Origin of the sequence: Amycolatopsis sp. NPDC023774, from assembly GCF_040639695.1 — a bacterium.
GTDB lineage: Bacteria > Actinomycetota > Actinomycetes > Mycobacteriales > Pseudonocardiaceae > Amycolatopsis.
Genome location: NZ_JBFAAJ010000002.1, coordinates 151282 through 163932 on the forward strand (window position 1 = coordinate 151282; position 12651 = coordinate 163932).

Sequence of the window (12651 nt, forward strand, 5' to 3'; positions counted from 1 at the left end):
GCCATGGCGATGCTGCGGTTCGACGACGAAGGCGCGAAGCGCACCGAGCGGCTGTACGCGAGCCCTGACGTCGTGGCGCAGCGGGACGCGGTGCTGGCGCGGCTGGCGCCGCGGCCGGGTGAGCGGGTGCTCGACGTCGGGTCGGGGCCGGGGTACCTGCTGGAGTCCATCGCACGGGCCGTGGGCGCGTCGGGCGCCGCCCACGGGCTGGACCCCAGTGGCGCGATGAACGAGCTCGCCGTCGCGCGCACCCGCGAGCTGCCATGGGTGCGCGTCGACGAGGGCGGCGCGGGCGCCCTGCCCTACGCCGAAGGTTCGTTCGGCGCGGCTGTGTCCACACAGGTCTACGAGTACGTGCCCGACGTGCCCGGTGCGTTGGCGGAGCTGCGCCGAGTGCTTCGCCCCGGTGGGCGCGTGCTGATCCTCGACACCGACGCCGACTCGCTCGTCTGGCACACCGCCGACCGCGCCCGGCACCGCCGGATTCTCGCCGCCTGGGAGGAGCACCTCGCGCACCCCCGGCTGCCACGAATCCTGCCGGCGCTGCTGCGGGGCGCGGGCTTCCGCGTGACCGGGCACCACGTGCACCCGATCCTGAACCCGCAACTGACGCCCGATTCGTTCAGCGCGACGCAGATGCACATCATCGCCGAGTTCGTGCCCGGCCATGGCGGCGTCACCGAAGCCGACGCCGAGGCGTGGCTAGCCGACCTGCGAGAGCGCGCCGAGGAAGGCGAGTACTTCTACTGCCTCAACCGGTACCTCTTCACCGCGGAAGCGGAATGACCGGCGCGTTTCCGGCGAGCGGCCGCGAGCCGGGTGGTCACGCGCCGAAGACCAGGGCCACGATCCACACCAGAGCGAGGACGACGAGTCCTGCGACCACCAGGAGCCCGACGCCGACGAACACCCACGCCACGGCCACGACGATGCTCAGGTGCAGCACCCGGTCGCGCCCAGCACCGCCAGCACGGCCGTGCCCATCGCGGCGACGGCGGTGAGGGCGACGGGCACCACCGGCACTGGGTCCAGCGCCACGATCGAGACCAGCTCCGCCGGAACCCGCGCCGTGCGCTCCAGCGCGATCATCCCCGCCAGTACCGCACCGGCCACCAAACCCGCGGCGAGCAGCAGGAGGAATGCTCCCGTCCCGGCGGGCGGGTCGTCCGGCGCGTCGGAGACGATCTCGATCGCGCCCCAAAGGGCCGCGACCATGCCCGCCAACCCCGCGAATCCCGCGAACAGACTGCTCGTCTCGAGCCCCCGGGAGGCCCACCGGCAGGCCGCCCGGTAGCAGACCGTGCTCGCCACGAACCCGAGCACGGTGACGGCGCTGCCCGCGACCAGCAGCGACCAGGAGACACTGCCGGGAGCACCGACGGCCCCTGCCTGCGCCACCGCCGGAATCCGCCCCATTGTCCCAAATTACGGCCCCGCGCCGGGCCCGACAAGCCGGGTTCGGGCACGGCTCAGCTCGCGATCTCCTGCTGCCACCGCGTGATCCAGGCGGAGAGGTTCTGGGAGATCGCTTCGCTGTCGAGCTGGATCAGCGACGAGATCTGCTGCTGGCCGTACGGCACGTAGTTCGCACTGAGGAACGGCTGGGGCAGCGTGACCTTGCTGTTGGTCGGACCTTCCGCGATCGCCTGCACGAACTTGCCGTTGACGGCCGAGGAGATCTGGAAGTCCAGGTAGGCGTGGGCGTCTTTCGGGCGGCTGGTGGCCGCGGGCAGGCACATCGCGGACAGGATCGCGGTGGCGCCTTCCCGGGGCCGGACGAAGGCGACGGGCGCGCCACTGGATTTCAGGGCACTCGTGCGGTCGGCGTACCAGACGCCGATGTCGGCCTCGCCGCTCGTGAGGAGCTTGCTCATCTCGTCGGGCGTGCTGTAGATGGCCGCGAGACTCGGTTTCAGGGAGGCGATCGCGGCGAAGCCGGGGTCGATCGCGGTCTCGCTGCCGCCGTTGAGCCGCGCGGCCATGGCGAGGAAGTGGTAGCCGGCGGTGCCGCTGACGTTCGAGATCGCGACCTTGCCGCGGTACTTCGGGTCCCGCAGGTCTTTCCACGACTTCAGTGGCGTTTTCACGCGCTCGGTGTGGTAGACGATGCCGGTCATCGACGCGAGCTCGGCGACCCAGTAGCCGCCGGAGTCCACGGCCAGCGGGTACAGCTCCGACAGCGACGGCAGCTGCGCGCGCTCGCCCCCGTCGACCTCACGCGGGTGGGCACGAGAGGATTGCGCAATGTTCACCCCCGTCACCAAGGGCCGGGCCTTCGAATCGGTCGTCGCCCAGATCGAGGCCGCCATCTACGGGGGCCAGTTCAAAGCCGGCGACTACCTGCCGTCGGAACGCGCGCTGGTCGAGCAGTTCTCCGTCGGCCGCTCCACGGTCCGGGAAGCGCTGCGCATCCTGGAGAACATGGGGCTGATCAAGACCAGCCCCGGCAGCCACAAGGGACCCCGCGTGTCGGCGTCGATGACCGAGGGCATCTCGCGGATGCTCAACGGCGCGGTGAAGGTCGAGCAGATCTCGCTCGTCGATCTCGTGCAGTACCGGATGATGACCGGTTCCACGGCCAACTTCCTCGCCGCGCACCTGCGCACGCAGGAGCACCTCGACGAGATGGCGGAGGCGATCCGGCTCATGGCCGAGGTCGGTTCCGGCGACACCGAGGCCTTCGCACGCGCCGACGCGCAATTCCACGCCGCGATCCGCAAGGCGGCGGGCAACGCGCTGATGGACATCATCAACGACGCGATCGAAGAGGCCATAGTGGACCTCGCTCGCGACACTGTGGACTCTTCGACGGAGACGGACGACGTGCGCGCGGAGTTCGTGCGCACGCACCAAGCGGTTTACGACGCGATCGAGCGCGGCGACGCGGAGACCGCCGCGTCGCTCTCGCACCACAGTCTCGCAGCCGTGTACGGGCAGAGCCTCTCGGCCGAGGACCGGCGCCGGCTGGAACTGCTCGACGCGTCGGTCCGCTCCGACTAGGTCACCCCCCGCAGAAGCCCCGGCAAAGCCTCAGTCGAACAGGAGACCCGCATGCGCAAGCACCACCTGGCCGTGATCGGCGGCGACGGCATCGGCCCGGACGTGACCGCCGCCGCGCTCACCGCCGTGCACGCAGCGGCCGGGAAGTTCGGTTTTGCCGTGGCCACCACGGAGTTCGACCTCGGCGCCGAGCACTACCTGCGCACCGGTGTGGTCCTCGACGAGCCGGCCGTGGAGAAGCTGCGCGAACACGACGCGATCCTGCTCGGCGCGGTCGGCGACCCGCGCGTGGCGCCCGGCGTCCTGGAGCGCGGCCTGATCGTGGCGCTGCGAGTGGCGTTCCGGCAGTCGGTGAACGTCCGGCCGGTTCGGCTCTACCCCGGCGTGGAAAGCCCGATGAAGGGCGTGACACCGGAGAACTGCGACCTCGTCGTGCTGCGCGAGAACACCGAAGGCCTCTACACCGGCGGCGGTTCGACCACCCACGCCGGCACCCCGCACGCCGTGGCGCTGCAGAACTCGGTGACCACCGTGGCGGCCACGACGGAGATCGTCGAGTTCGCGTTCCGCTTGGCGGAGCGGCGCCGGCGGCGCGTGACGTTGTGCCACAAGACGAACATTCTCGTCCACGCCGGGCGGCTGTGGCAGGACGTCGTCGACGAGGTCGCCACGCGCCACCCCGACGTCGAGCACGACTACGTGCACGCCGACGCCATGTGCCTTTACCTGCCGACGAACCCGGGCCGCTTCGACGTGGTGGTGACCGACAACCTCTTCGGCGACATCATCAGCGATCTCGGCGCAGGAGTCCAAGGTGGACTCGGCGTGGCGGCCAGTGCCAACTACAACCCGGCCGGCAGCGCGCCGAGCATGTTCGAGCCCGTGCACGGCTCGGCGCCCGACATCGCCGGGCGCGGCTGGGCGAACCCGGCCGCAGCCGTGCTGTCGGCCGCGCTCTGCCTGGCCACGCTCGGCGAGCGCGACGCGGCGCTCGCGCTCGAAGCCGCGGCGGCGTCCGTGCTCGCCGAGCTCCCCGCACTGGCGGGCCCGGACATGGGTGCCACGACGGAAGAGCTCGGCCGCCGGATCGCCGAACGCGTCGCCACGGTGGACCCGGCGGCGATCGGCGACCCGGACCGGTCGTTGATCAGCGCGCTCGCCTGAGCGAGGTCAGTTGCGAGAATCCGGTCGATGCGGGCGAGCATCTCGGGACTGGTGCCGGTGATCTCGCGGAACTCGTCGAGCTCCAGGGCCAGGCCTTCGTCCAGCACAGCTCCGCACTCCGCACCAGCACGCGCTTCGCGACGTAGACGGCGTTGGTCGGCAGCTCGAGCAGCTTGCGGCACCACTCGACCGCCGCGTCGAGGAAGCCCTCGTTCGGCAGGACCTCGTTGATCCAGCCGACGCGCAGCGCTTCGGCCGCGCCGACGAGCCGGCCGCGCAGGAGGACGTCGGCGCCGAGACCCAGGCCGATCAGGCGCAGCAGGCGCGGCGCGCAGCCTCCGCCGGTGGTGATGCCGACGTTGACCTCGGGGTCGCCCACGTGCGAGCGCTCGGAGGCGACGTGCAGCTGGCACGCGATGGCCAGCTCGTTGCCCGCGCCCCAGGACTGGCCGTCGATGGCGGCGACCACGGGCTGCGGCAGGTTGCGTACGAGGTCGGTCACGCGCCGCCAGGCAGGCGGGACGTCCCGGCCCTCGCCGCGGCCGAGGCGGGCGAGGTCTTCGAGGTCTCCGTGGGCGACGGAGTACCCGTCGACACCGCCGGTGAGCATCACACCCTTCACCTCGCCGGAGCGCTCGGCGAGGTCCCCGAGCGGGTCACCGAGCTCCGCGATCGACGCGAAGTCGAGGTAGTCGCGGGGCGCGCGGGTGTGGTCAGGAGGGCGACGCCGTCACGGTCTTCCAGCGTCCGGTTGGGCATGAGTTGATCTTGAGTACGGACATCCGAGCACCCGGGGCGGACGCCCCGAAAGGACCCCTCGCGCGCGCCGTTCGGGACCGTCCTGAGTTGACACTCCCGGCACGCACGGGGTGACGGCCACTCCCCTGCCTCCTTCGGGCTTCCTGCTTCCGCTTCCGTTCGCCGGCGCCGCTCGGAAGGCAATTCGCAAGAGTCAGACAAAAACCAACCATCTTGGACGGTTTTCAGTTCACTACTTTCGTAGCTAACCTGCGCCCAGGCTGTCTGGTCTGCTCAGGGACGAGATCCTGCAGGTCCCGAAGGGAGATGGCGAATGAGGGCAGACGTGAGGCGCGTGGTGGCCGCGCTGGCCGGCGTGGTGACCGCGGGCGTGGTGGCCGCGGCGGGGGCGCCCTCGGCGTCCGCCGGGCAGGAGCCGCTGATCGTGGGCGGGACGCCCACCACGATCGACGAGTTCCCCGCCACGGTGATCTTCAACGTGGACGGCACGCAGCACTGCGCGGGCAGCCTGGTGGCACCGAACAAGGTGCTCACAGCGGCGCACTGCACCGACGGCGTGAAACCCGCCCAGATGGAGATCATCGGCGGGCAGACCAATTTCTCCGACACCACGGGCGAGAAGGCGGGCGTCACGGACGTCTGGCAGAACCCCGAGTTCACCATGCGGGGCATGCAGCACGACGACTCCGTGCTGACGCTGGACAAGGACCTCTCCTTCAAGCCCGCCACGCTGGTGCAGTCGGCCGACGACGCGGCCTACCGGACCGGCACCGACGTCACCGTGGTCGGCTGGGGCACCACGTCGGAGAACGGCGACGTCTCGGACGGGCTGCTGAAGGTCACCGTGCCGGTGGCCGACAACACCGCGTGCGCCGAGGCGTACGAGAAGATCGGGGACAACTTCGACAAGGCGTCGATGTTCTGCGCGGGCGTGCCGGAAGGCGGCAAGGACTCGTGCCAGGGCGACTCCGGCGGCCCGGCCTACGTCGACGGCAAGCTGGCCGGCATCGTGTCCTGGGGCCAGGGCTGCGCGCGCGAAGGGTTCCCCGGCGTGTACTCCAACGTGGGCAACGACTACCAGGTCATCAGCTCCCACCTCGGCTGACCACCGCCTCGCCGGCGGGCTGCGCACCAGCCCGCCGGCGGGGTAGCGTGTCCGTCCATCCGACGCGGCGGCCGGGTGGAGGAGGCGCGATGCAGGGCATGACCGTCCGGCTGGACACCCGCGACGCCGACCTGGCCCGCGCCCAGGTGGCGGGCTCCTACTGCCCGCACGACCTCACGCCGCGCGGGCCGGCCTTCCACGCCCGCCACGCCGAAGCGTCCGGCGACGAGCTAGGCGTCTTCTCCCTCTCCTACGGCGGAGATCCCGTGCAGGTCGATCCCGTGCCGTTCGGGGACTTCGTGCTCTTCTCCCGGCCGCTCGCCGGCGAGCTCACGGTCGGCAACGACACCCGTGTCACCACTGGGCAGACCGTCGCCCTCGATGCGCGGTCCGCCCACGCCCTCACCTTCGGCCCCGGCTGCCGGCTCCTCACCGTGAAGCTCCCCGGCAACCTGCTCGCCCGCGCGGCGGCCGCGTCGCGCCGGGCCGCCGACATCCGCACCGGCCCGGCGCTCGACCCCGGGCCATGGGACGCTGTCACCCGGTTCGTCGTCCGCGAGGTCCTTCCCCACGGCCTGCTGAAAGCACCGTTCGGCACGTCGGTGGCGCAGCTCGTGGCCGCAGCGGCGCTCGACTCGTTCGGCGGGCCCACCCCCGCCGGCAAAGCAACGCCGCCGACGTCGTCCGCCGGGCCTGCGAGTACATCGACGCCCACGCCGGTGCCGACGTCGGCCTGCTCGACATCGCCGCCGCGGCCGACGTCGCACCACGCACCCTGCAGGACCATTTCCGCGAGCAGCTCGGCACGTCCCCCACAAACCGGCTGCGGCAGGTCCGTCTCGAACGCGTGCACGCGGAACTGCTGGCCGGCGCCGGAAAGTCCGTGGCCGAAGTCGCGACACGCTGGGGCTTCGGGAACCTCGGGCGCTTCGCCGCCGACTACCGCCGGATGTTCGGCACCGCCCCGTCCGAAGACCTGCACCGGGCCTGAGTCCGCGCGTTCCGGCCAGGCCGCGGATTCCGGACAGCCCCGGCCGGGCGCCCGGGCTACCTTCCCCGCCACCGCACACGCCGGCGAAGGGAAGACACCATGGCCACTCTCGTCCTCGTCCACGGTTCCTGGCACGACGGCCCGCTCTGGGAACCGGTCGCGAAGCACCTGCGCGACCACGGCCACGAAGTACACACCCCGACCGTCGCGGGCCACGGCAACGGCGTGCCCAAGAACGTCGACCACGACGACTGCACGCAGTCGATCGTCGACGCCATCACCGCCGCCGACCTGCACGACGTCGTCCTGCTCGGCCACAGCTTCGGCGGCACGGTGATCGCCCGCGTCGCCGAGGAGATCCCCGAGCGGCTCAAGCGGCTGATCTTCTGGAACGCCTTCGTCCCTGCGCCGGGCAACAGCCTCAACGACGAGCTCCCGCCGCACTACCGCGAGATGTTCGCGCAGGCCGCCGCCGCCAGCGACGACAACTCCGTCGCGATGCCCTTCCCGCTGTGGCGCGAGGCGTTCATCCAGGACGCCGACGCCGAGCTTGCCGCGTCGACGCACAAAGAGCTGTCCACTGAGCCGTACCAGCCGTTCCTGGACAAGCTCGACCTCACGCGCTTCTACGCGAGCGACCTCCCCAAGAGCTACATCAACGCCACCGAGGACACCGCCCTGCCGCCGGGCGAATGGGGCTGGCACCCGCGGATGTCGGGCCGACTCGGGCTGTACCGCCTCGTACAGCTGCGCGGCAGCCACGAGGTCATGTTCACCGCACCGGACCGGCTCGCCACCGCGATCGAGGAAGCCGCCCGCGACTGACGGGTCAGGCGCCGTACGTCGCCTGCGTCACCGCGAACACGTTGCGGTTGCCCACGCCTTCCTGGAGCGTCCACAGTAGATCCGCGTTCGTCGCGTCTTCCCAGTACGACAGGCTTTCACCACTGGAGATCCACGTGTGCGTCGCCGGGCCGGTCGCCGGGGTCCAGTAGTAGAGCTTCTTCTGGCCCGAGGAGTTGAACCACCAGCGGTTGTTGTGCGAGGCAACGCCGTTGAGGTTGTACCAGGGCAGCTGCAGGGCCTCGCTCGCCGTGGTCGTGGCCGCGAACGTCGTCGCGCCCGCGGCGAACGGGAACCGGATCGCGCGCGGCGCGCGGTTCGGGTACGCGGTGCAACCGGACTGGCAGGTGTACTCCGCCATCACGATCGACTTGCTCACGCGGTCGAGTGAGATCGACGACCACGCGAGGTTGGTGCCCGACGTGGTCTTCGACGTGATCGTGCCGACCTGCGGCAGCACGTAGGCGTAGTTGTGGGCGTAGTACACGCTGCCGGTCTGGTGCCCGATCTGCCCGGCCGTGCCGCCGGTGTCGGTCTTGAGGATCTTGCGCAGGTCGAACACGCGCATGCCGTGCCCGGTGTCGGCGACGTAGAGGTAGTCGCCGTACCAGGAAACGCCGCCGGCGTGGATCGGGATGTCCTTGAAGTCCGGCGCCGCGGCGGTGCCGGTCGGCTCGACGAGAAGGATCTTGCGGTACTTGTTCGGGTAGGTCGCGTCCCAGTCGACGAGCGTGATACGGCTGCGCGCCTGGTCGCCGTCGCAGCCGTCCTTGGTGTACCAGCTGACGAGCACGAGCTGGTGGCCGTCGTAATTGCCGCTGTTGGCGGTACCCACGGCGTCGCGGCTGGTGGTGATGCCCTGCGGGTAGTTGGCGCAGTCGGAGTTGTCCGCGCTGTCGAAGCGGAACCCGTCGGCCAGCCCGGCGACCGACACCGAAGACGGCAGCGCCGTGCGGTCGTGGTTCGCGTTGTCCATCACCGTGTGCACGGCCGCGGTGCCCAAGGTCGAGACCAGGGCGGTGTTCACGGCGTCGAACTGGTGGTAGTCCGCGCTCAGGGTGTACTGGCTCGTGGGCAGGTTGGTGGGCGCGGTCGCGGCGGACGCCGGCGGCGACGCCACCACCGCTCCCCCGACGAGCACCGCGGCGGCGACAACCGCCCGCGACACAACCAGAACACGACGACGCACCGACATGAGACCCCCAGAAGTCGAAGCTACGCTCGCGGCCACGCTAGGGGTGGGCGCCGGGGTTGCGCAATCCCCCTGATGCCGATCCCTGTCACAGCGAGTCAGGGGTACACCCGCCGGTTGCCCACTGTCCACTCGGTACTCATCTGCGGGCCGCCTCGGTACGCGGACACCGCGCGGCCGGATCTTCGAGGGCTGCGGCGCTGGTGCGCTGCCCCGACCACGATGGCCGCGGCGCACCTGACGACGCGCCACCGCGCGCCCTTGTGCCGCAGCCGCCCCGAAGGCCTGCGTCGCCGCGGTGCCGACCACCGATTTTCACCGACGGTGACGTCGTCTCTTCACCTCGGAGCCACTGCCACACTTGCAGCCGCGGCGGGCCCGAATCACCCCGTATCGATCGGCACCGCGCAGCTCGGGGTTCACCCATCCACCGTATCAACGCCAACACCCCCCGCCGACCTTCACAACGGGTCCTCCGCCACAACGAACCCGCCAGACCCAGCAAAGCCACTCCAACACTCGCAACGGCAGCCGCAGCAGCCCTCGCAGCGAACGCCCACCACCCCGCACCGATTCGCACCACGCAGCTCAGAACTCACCCACCGGCCGCATCAACCCAAACAAACCCCGCCGACCCGACAACGGGTCCTCCGCCGCAGTGACCCCGTTGCTCCGGCGCGAACAACGACAACCACCCGCCGGTCCGTCGCGAAAATCCAACGGTCAGCCGCTTCCCCGCGCCACTGCGACGCTCGTGAGTGCCCGCACCATCAGCGCAATGGCCGATTTTTTGCGGTGGGCCGGGAAAATCGTGCGGTGGCACCCCTCGTCGGCGATCGGGTTCCGCACGACGTGCGGGTGGTCGTGATCGGCCATCCGGCCCGGCGCCGCGGAAACGCCGAGCCCGACCATCGACTCGACGACGAAGGGGTTGCTACCCGGCACCGTCACGCGCGGCACGAACCCCGCCACGGGCCACGCGCCGATCAGGTGCGCGCGGCTGCACGCGCCGGGCGTCGTGGCGACGAACGAACGGTCCTTCGCTTCGCGCAGGTGCACCGTTTTGTGCCCGGTCAGCGGATCTCCGGTCGGCACGGCGAGCAGCAGGGCTCCGTGAACGGCGGCAGCACCACCACGCTGGGGTCGGCCGCGGCGGCGGAGCCGAGCGCCGCGGCGCCGCGCAGGGATGACCGCGTCCGTCGCGGAGCTCTGGTGGCAGGGGAACCGCAGGTCGGGGTGGCGGTCGAGGAGACCGGCCAGCACCTCAGGCACGGAGCCGAGCCGGCGGGAGAACGTGTGCGCGATCCGCAGCACCCGCCGCGGGTCGCCCGAAGCGGCGCGTATGGTGACGATCGCGTCGGCGCGGGTGCGCAGCACCGGACTCGCCTCGCGTGCGACACCCGGCCGGCGTCGCGCAGCCGGACGCGGCGCCCGTGCCGCTCGATGAGGTCGACCCCGACCTTGCGCTCCAGCGCGCGGACGCTGCGCTGCACCGTCGTCACGTTGACGCCGCCGCGCACCCTCTGCTCGTTCCGGGCGAACGCGAGGAACCACCGTCGTGCTACTCGCGGCGCGGACAGCAGGCCGCGCCGGGCGGGCAGGAGCTTCGCCTCACCGCATTCAAGGTCTTGTACCGATCGGTCGGTACGACTATAGTTCCGCGGAACATCCCAGGTCACGGGCCTGAAGATCGCCGGCCCGTGCCCGTCCGCCGCTGGTCCCAGGACTGGTGGCGGCACCACCGGCGCGCCGTTCGCGTGCCGTCTCCCCCGATGACGTTGGAGGTAGTTGTGGTTGTCGAGCAGCAGCAGGCGACGCGGGTCAGACCCGCGCGCGTGGCATTCGCAAGTTTCGTCGGCACCGCCATCGAATGGTACGACTTCTTCCTCTTCGGCTCGGCGGCCACGCTCGTCTTCAACGCCCAGTTCTTCCCCACCCTCAACCCGCTGGCCGGCACCCTGGCGGCCTTCGCGACGTTCGGGGTCGCCTTCGTGGCGCGCCCGCTCGGCGGCATCGTGTTCGGCCACTTCGGCGATCGGATCGGCCGCAAGCGGATGCTGTTCCTGTCTCTGCTGCTGATGGGCGGCGGCACGGTCGCGATCGGGCTGCTGCCGACGTACGGCCAGATCGGCGTCGCGGCACCGGTCCTGCTGGTGCTCGTGCGGCTGCTGCAGGGTTTCGCCGTCGGCGGCGAGTGGGGCGGTGCGGTGCTGATGGCCGTCGAGCACGCCCCGCCGCACCGGCGCGCGTTCTACGGCAGCTGGCCGCAGGCCGGGGTTCCCGCGGGTCTCGTGCTTTCGGCGTCGGCGTTCCTCGCGGTGCAGCAGCTGCCGAAGGACCAGCTGCTGAGCTGGGGCTGGCGGCTGCCGTTCCTGGCCAGCGCGGTGCTCATCCTCGTGGGGCTGTACGTGCGCTCGCGGCTCGAGGAGTCTCCGGAGTTCGTGCGCGCGGACGTGCCCACGTTCCCGTTGAGGGACACCCTGCGACGATCCCTGCGCGCCGTGCTCGTCGGCGTTTTCGCACAGGCGGGCACGAACATCCCGTTCTACATCGCGAGCGTTTTCGTGCTGTCCTACGGCCCGAACGAAGCCGGCGTGTCGCGCCCGACGGTGCTGACGTGCCTCATCGTGGCTTCACTGATGGACATCGCGGCCGTGCCCCTGGTCGCCATCCTCGCCGACCGCGTCGGCCGCCGGAAGGTCCTCCTCGGTGGCGCGGCGTACTCGGCCGCCGTGGCGTTCCCCTTCTTCTGGCTCCTCGACACGGGCGCGCCGGCCGCGGTGCTGCTGGCGATGTTCCTGCTCGCGACCCTCGGCCACGCCACCACCTACAGCGCCATGGCGGGTTTTCTCGCCGAGCTCTTCGGCGCGGAACACCGCTACACGGGCGTTTCGGTCGCGTACCAGGTCGGCGGCTTGATCACGAGCGGCCCGGCACCGTTCATCGCGGCCGCGTTGTTCGCGGGGTTCGGCGGGTCGTGGGTGATCGCGCTGTACATCGTGGTGGCGTGCGCGATCACGTTCACCGCGTTGCTGCTGGCTCCCCGCCGGAGCTGACCGCGCGCAGGACGACGTCGCGGGTGTGGTGAGTGCCCTCCGGCCCCGGCCTGGTTCGGAGCCGGCACTCGTGGACCCGGATCGTCCACCCGTCGCCGAGGACCCGCGCGACCTCGTCGGGCCGGTAGTAGCCGGTGTAGTCCGCGCCCTCGTCGCCGGGATCGTGCCCGGCGACGAGCAGCGTGCCCCCGGGCGCGACCGACGCCGGCAACCGGTGCAGCGCCTCGTGCCCCGGCTGGTACGGCAACGGGAAGGACTACACGGACACGAGATCGAACACCCCGGCCGCCAACCCGGCGGTGCTCAGATTGGCCCGCGTCCACGCCACCCGCCCGGCGACGTCCGCCCCCGCCGCCGCACCCCGCCGCAACGCCGTTTCCGCGACGTCCACCGCCGTCACCCGCCACCCCCGGCGGGCCGGCCACACCGCGTCGACCCCCTCCCCGCACCCGACGTCCAGCGCCTCCCCTGGCGGCAGCTCCGCGGCCTCCGCCACGAGCACCCCGTTGGGCTCCCCGCTGAACACCTGCGCGCGCGACCG

The 12651-nt window shown here is 71.2% G+C and carries 15 protein-coding genes and 1 pseudogene; 8 read left to right on the forward strand and 8 right to left on the reverse strand.

Annotation, left to right across the window (positions count from 1 at the left end):
- Positions 1-3: 3 nt before the first annotated feature.
- Positions 4-786: a methyltransferase domain-containing protein gene (locus AB0F91_RS06675; RefSeq protein ID WP_360595409.1), complete on the forward strand. Its 783-nt coding sequence runs from the start codon at positions 4-6 to the stop codon at positions 784-786.
- 37 nt (positions 787-823) lie between these two features.
- Here AB0F91_RS06675 and AB0F91_RS06680 read toward each other — a convergent pair whose 3' ends face one another.
- The 3 genes from AB0F91_RS06680 to AB0F91_RS06690 are packed head-to-tail and all read right to left on the reverse strand — an operon-like array spanning position 824 to position 2252.
- Positions 824-946, reverse strand: a complete 123-nt coding sequence (locus AB0F91_RS06680) for a hypothetical protein (RefSeq protein WP_360595411.1) — start codon at positions 944-946, stop codon at positions 824-826.
- Complete coding sequence (locus tag AB0F91_RS06685) at positions 934-1416, reverse strand: hypothetical protein (RefSeq protein WP_360595413.1); 483 nt, start codon at positions 1414-1416, stop codon at positions 934-936. The genes AB0F91_RS06680 and AB0F91_RS06685 overlap by 13 nt, the downstream gene beginning before the upstream one ends.
- A gap of 53 nt (positions 1417-1469) precedes the next feature.
- On the reverse strand, positions 1470-2252 hold the full coding sequence (locus AB0F91_RS06690; RefSeq protein WP_360595415.1) for an extracellular solute-binding protein: 783 nt from the start codon (positions 2250-2252) through the stop codon (positions 1470-1472).
- Between AB0F91_RS06690 and AB0F91_RS06695 the strand changes: the two genes are divergently transcribed.
- Both AB0F91_RS06695 and AB0F91_RS06700 read left to right on the forward strand, forming a co-directional pair.
- Entirely contained in the window at positions 2245-3000 is a 756-nt protein-coding gene (locus AB0F91_RS06695; RefSeq protein ID WP_360595417.1) for a GntR family transcriptional regulator, read from the forward strand. The two genes, AB0F91_RS06690 and AB0F91_RS06695, sit on opposite strands and share 8 nt — an antisense overlap.
- Positions 3001-3051: 51 nt before the next feature.
- Positions 3052-4164 carry a 3-isopropylmalate dehydrogenase gene (locus AB0F91_RS06700; protein WP_360595418.1) on the forward strand — a complete coding sequence of 371 codons (1113 nt, stop codon included), beginning with the start codon at positions 3052-3054 and terminating at the stop codon, positions 4162-4164.
- Here AB0F91_RS06700 and AB0F91_RS06705 read toward each other — a convergent pair.
- The gene (locus AB0F91_RS06705) at positions 4148-4837 is read right to left on the reverse strand and encodes an enoyl-CoA hydratase/isomerase family protein (RefSeq protein WP_360596277.1); all 690 of its coding nucleotides are present in this window, start codon (positions 4835-4837) and stop codon (positions 4148-4150) included. The two genes, AB0F91_RS06700 and AB0F91_RS06705, sit on opposite strands and share 17 nt — an antisense overlap.
- A 399-nt stretch (positions 4838-5236) precedes the next feature.
- On the opposite strand from AB0F91_RS06705, the gene AB0F91_RS06710 reads away from it, so the two are divergent.
- The 4 genes and pseudogenes from AB0F91_RS06710 to AB0F91_RS06725 all read left to right on the forward strand — a co-directional run bounded on the left by AB0F91_RS06710 (position 5237) and on the right by AB0F91_RS06725 (position 7844).
- Positions 5237-6028: a serine protease gene (locus AB0F91_RS06710; protein ID WP_360595420.1), complete on the forward strand. Its 792-nt coding sequence runs from the start codon at positions 5237-5239 to the stop codon at positions 6026-6028.
- A 98-nt stretch (positions 6029-6126) separates the two neighbouring features.
- Positions 6127-6588 (forward strand): annotated as a pseudogene (locus AB0F91_RS06715) (hypothetical protein); the annotation flags it as partial.
- The gene (locus AB0F91_RS06720) at positions 6555-7019 is read left to right on the forward strand and encodes a helix-turn-helix domain-containing protein (RefSeq protein WP_360595422.1); all 465 of its coding nucleotides are present in this window, start codon (positions 6555-6557) and stop codon (positions 7017-7019) included. The pseudogene AB0F91_RS06715 and the gene AB0F91_RS06720, both read left to right, overlap by 34 nt.
- A 99-nt stretch (positions 7020-7118) precedes the next feature.
- Positions 7119-7844, forward strand: coding sequence for an alpha/beta fold hydrolase (locus AB0F91_RS06725; protein ID WP_360595424.1), 726 nt, complete (start codon positions 7119-7121; stop codon positions 7842-7844).
- 4 nt (positions 7845-7848) lie between these two features.
- Here the strand turns inward: AB0F91_RS06725 and AB0F91_RS06730 are convergent, their stop codons facing one another.
- Positions 7849-9030 carry a hypothetical protein gene (locus AB0F91_RS06730; RefSeq protein ID WP_360595426.1) on the reverse strand — a complete coding sequence of 394 codons (1182 nt, stop codon included), beginning with the start codon at positions 9028-9030 and terminating at the stop codon, positions 7849-7851.
- A 747-nt stretch (positions 9031-9777) separates the two neighbouring features.
- The gene (locus AB0F91_RS06735) at positions 9778-10431 is read right to left on the reverse strand and encodes a LysR substrate-binding domain-containing protein (protein WP_360595427.1); all 654 of its coding nucleotides are present in this window, start codon (positions 10429-10431) and stop codon (positions 9778-9780) included.
- A gap of 458 nt (positions 10432-10889) precedes the next feature.
- Between AB0F91_RS06735 and AB0F91_RS06740 the strand changes: the two genes are divergently transcribed.
- Positions 10890-12110: an MFS transporter gene (locus tag AB0F91_RS06740; RefSeq protein WP_360595429.1), complete on the forward strand. Its 1221-nt coding sequence runs from the start codon at positions 10890-10892 to the stop codon at positions 12108-12110.
- Here the strand turns inward: AB0F91_RS06740 and AB0F91_RS06745 are convergent.
- Positions 12076-12357, reverse strand: coding sequence for a hypothetical protein (locus AB0F91_RS06745; protein ID WP_360595430.1), 282 nt, complete (start codon positions 12355-12357; stop codon positions 12076-12078). The two genes, AB0F91_RS06740 and AB0F91_RS06745, sit on opposite strands and share 35 nt — an antisense overlap.
- A gap of 9 nt (positions 12358-12366) precedes the next feature.
- Positions 12367-12636, reverse strand: a complete 270-nt coding sequence (locus AB0F91_RS06750) for a methyltransferase domain-containing protein (RefSeq protein ID WP_360595431.1) — start codon at positions 12634-12636, stop codon at positions 12367-12369.
- Positions 12637-12651: the final 15 nt, after the last annotated feature.

Coding starts and splice junctions, on each gene's coding strand:
- AB0F91_RS06675 (WP_360595409.1), top strand. CDS start 4: ATGGCGATGCTGCGGTTCGACGACGAAGGCGCGAAGCGCACCGAGCGG.
- AB0F91_RS06685 (WP_360595413.1), bottom strand. CDS start 1,416: ATGGGGCGGATTCCGGCGGTGGCGCAGGCAGGGGCCGTCGGTGCTCCC.
- AB0F91_RS06695 (WP_360595417.1), top strand. CDS start 2,245: ATGTTCACCCCCGTCACCAAGGGCCGGGCCTTCGAATCGGTCGTCGCC.
- AB0F91_RS06700 (WP_360595418.1), top strand. CDS start 3,052: ATGCGCAAGCACCACCTGGCCGTGATCGGCGGCGACGGCATCGGCCCG.
- AB0F91_RS06710 (WP_360595420.1), top strand. CDS start 5,237: ATGAGGGCAGACGTGAGGCGCGTGGTGGCCGCGCTGGCCGGCGTGGTG.
- AB0F91_RS06720 (WP_360595422.1), top strand. CDS start 6,555: ATGGGACGCTGTCACCCGGTTCGTCGTCCGCGAGGTCCTTCCCCACGG.
- AB0F91_RS06725 (WP_360595424.1), top strand. CDS start 7,119: ATGGCCACTCTCGTCCTCGTCCACGGTTCCTGGCACGACGGCCCGCTC.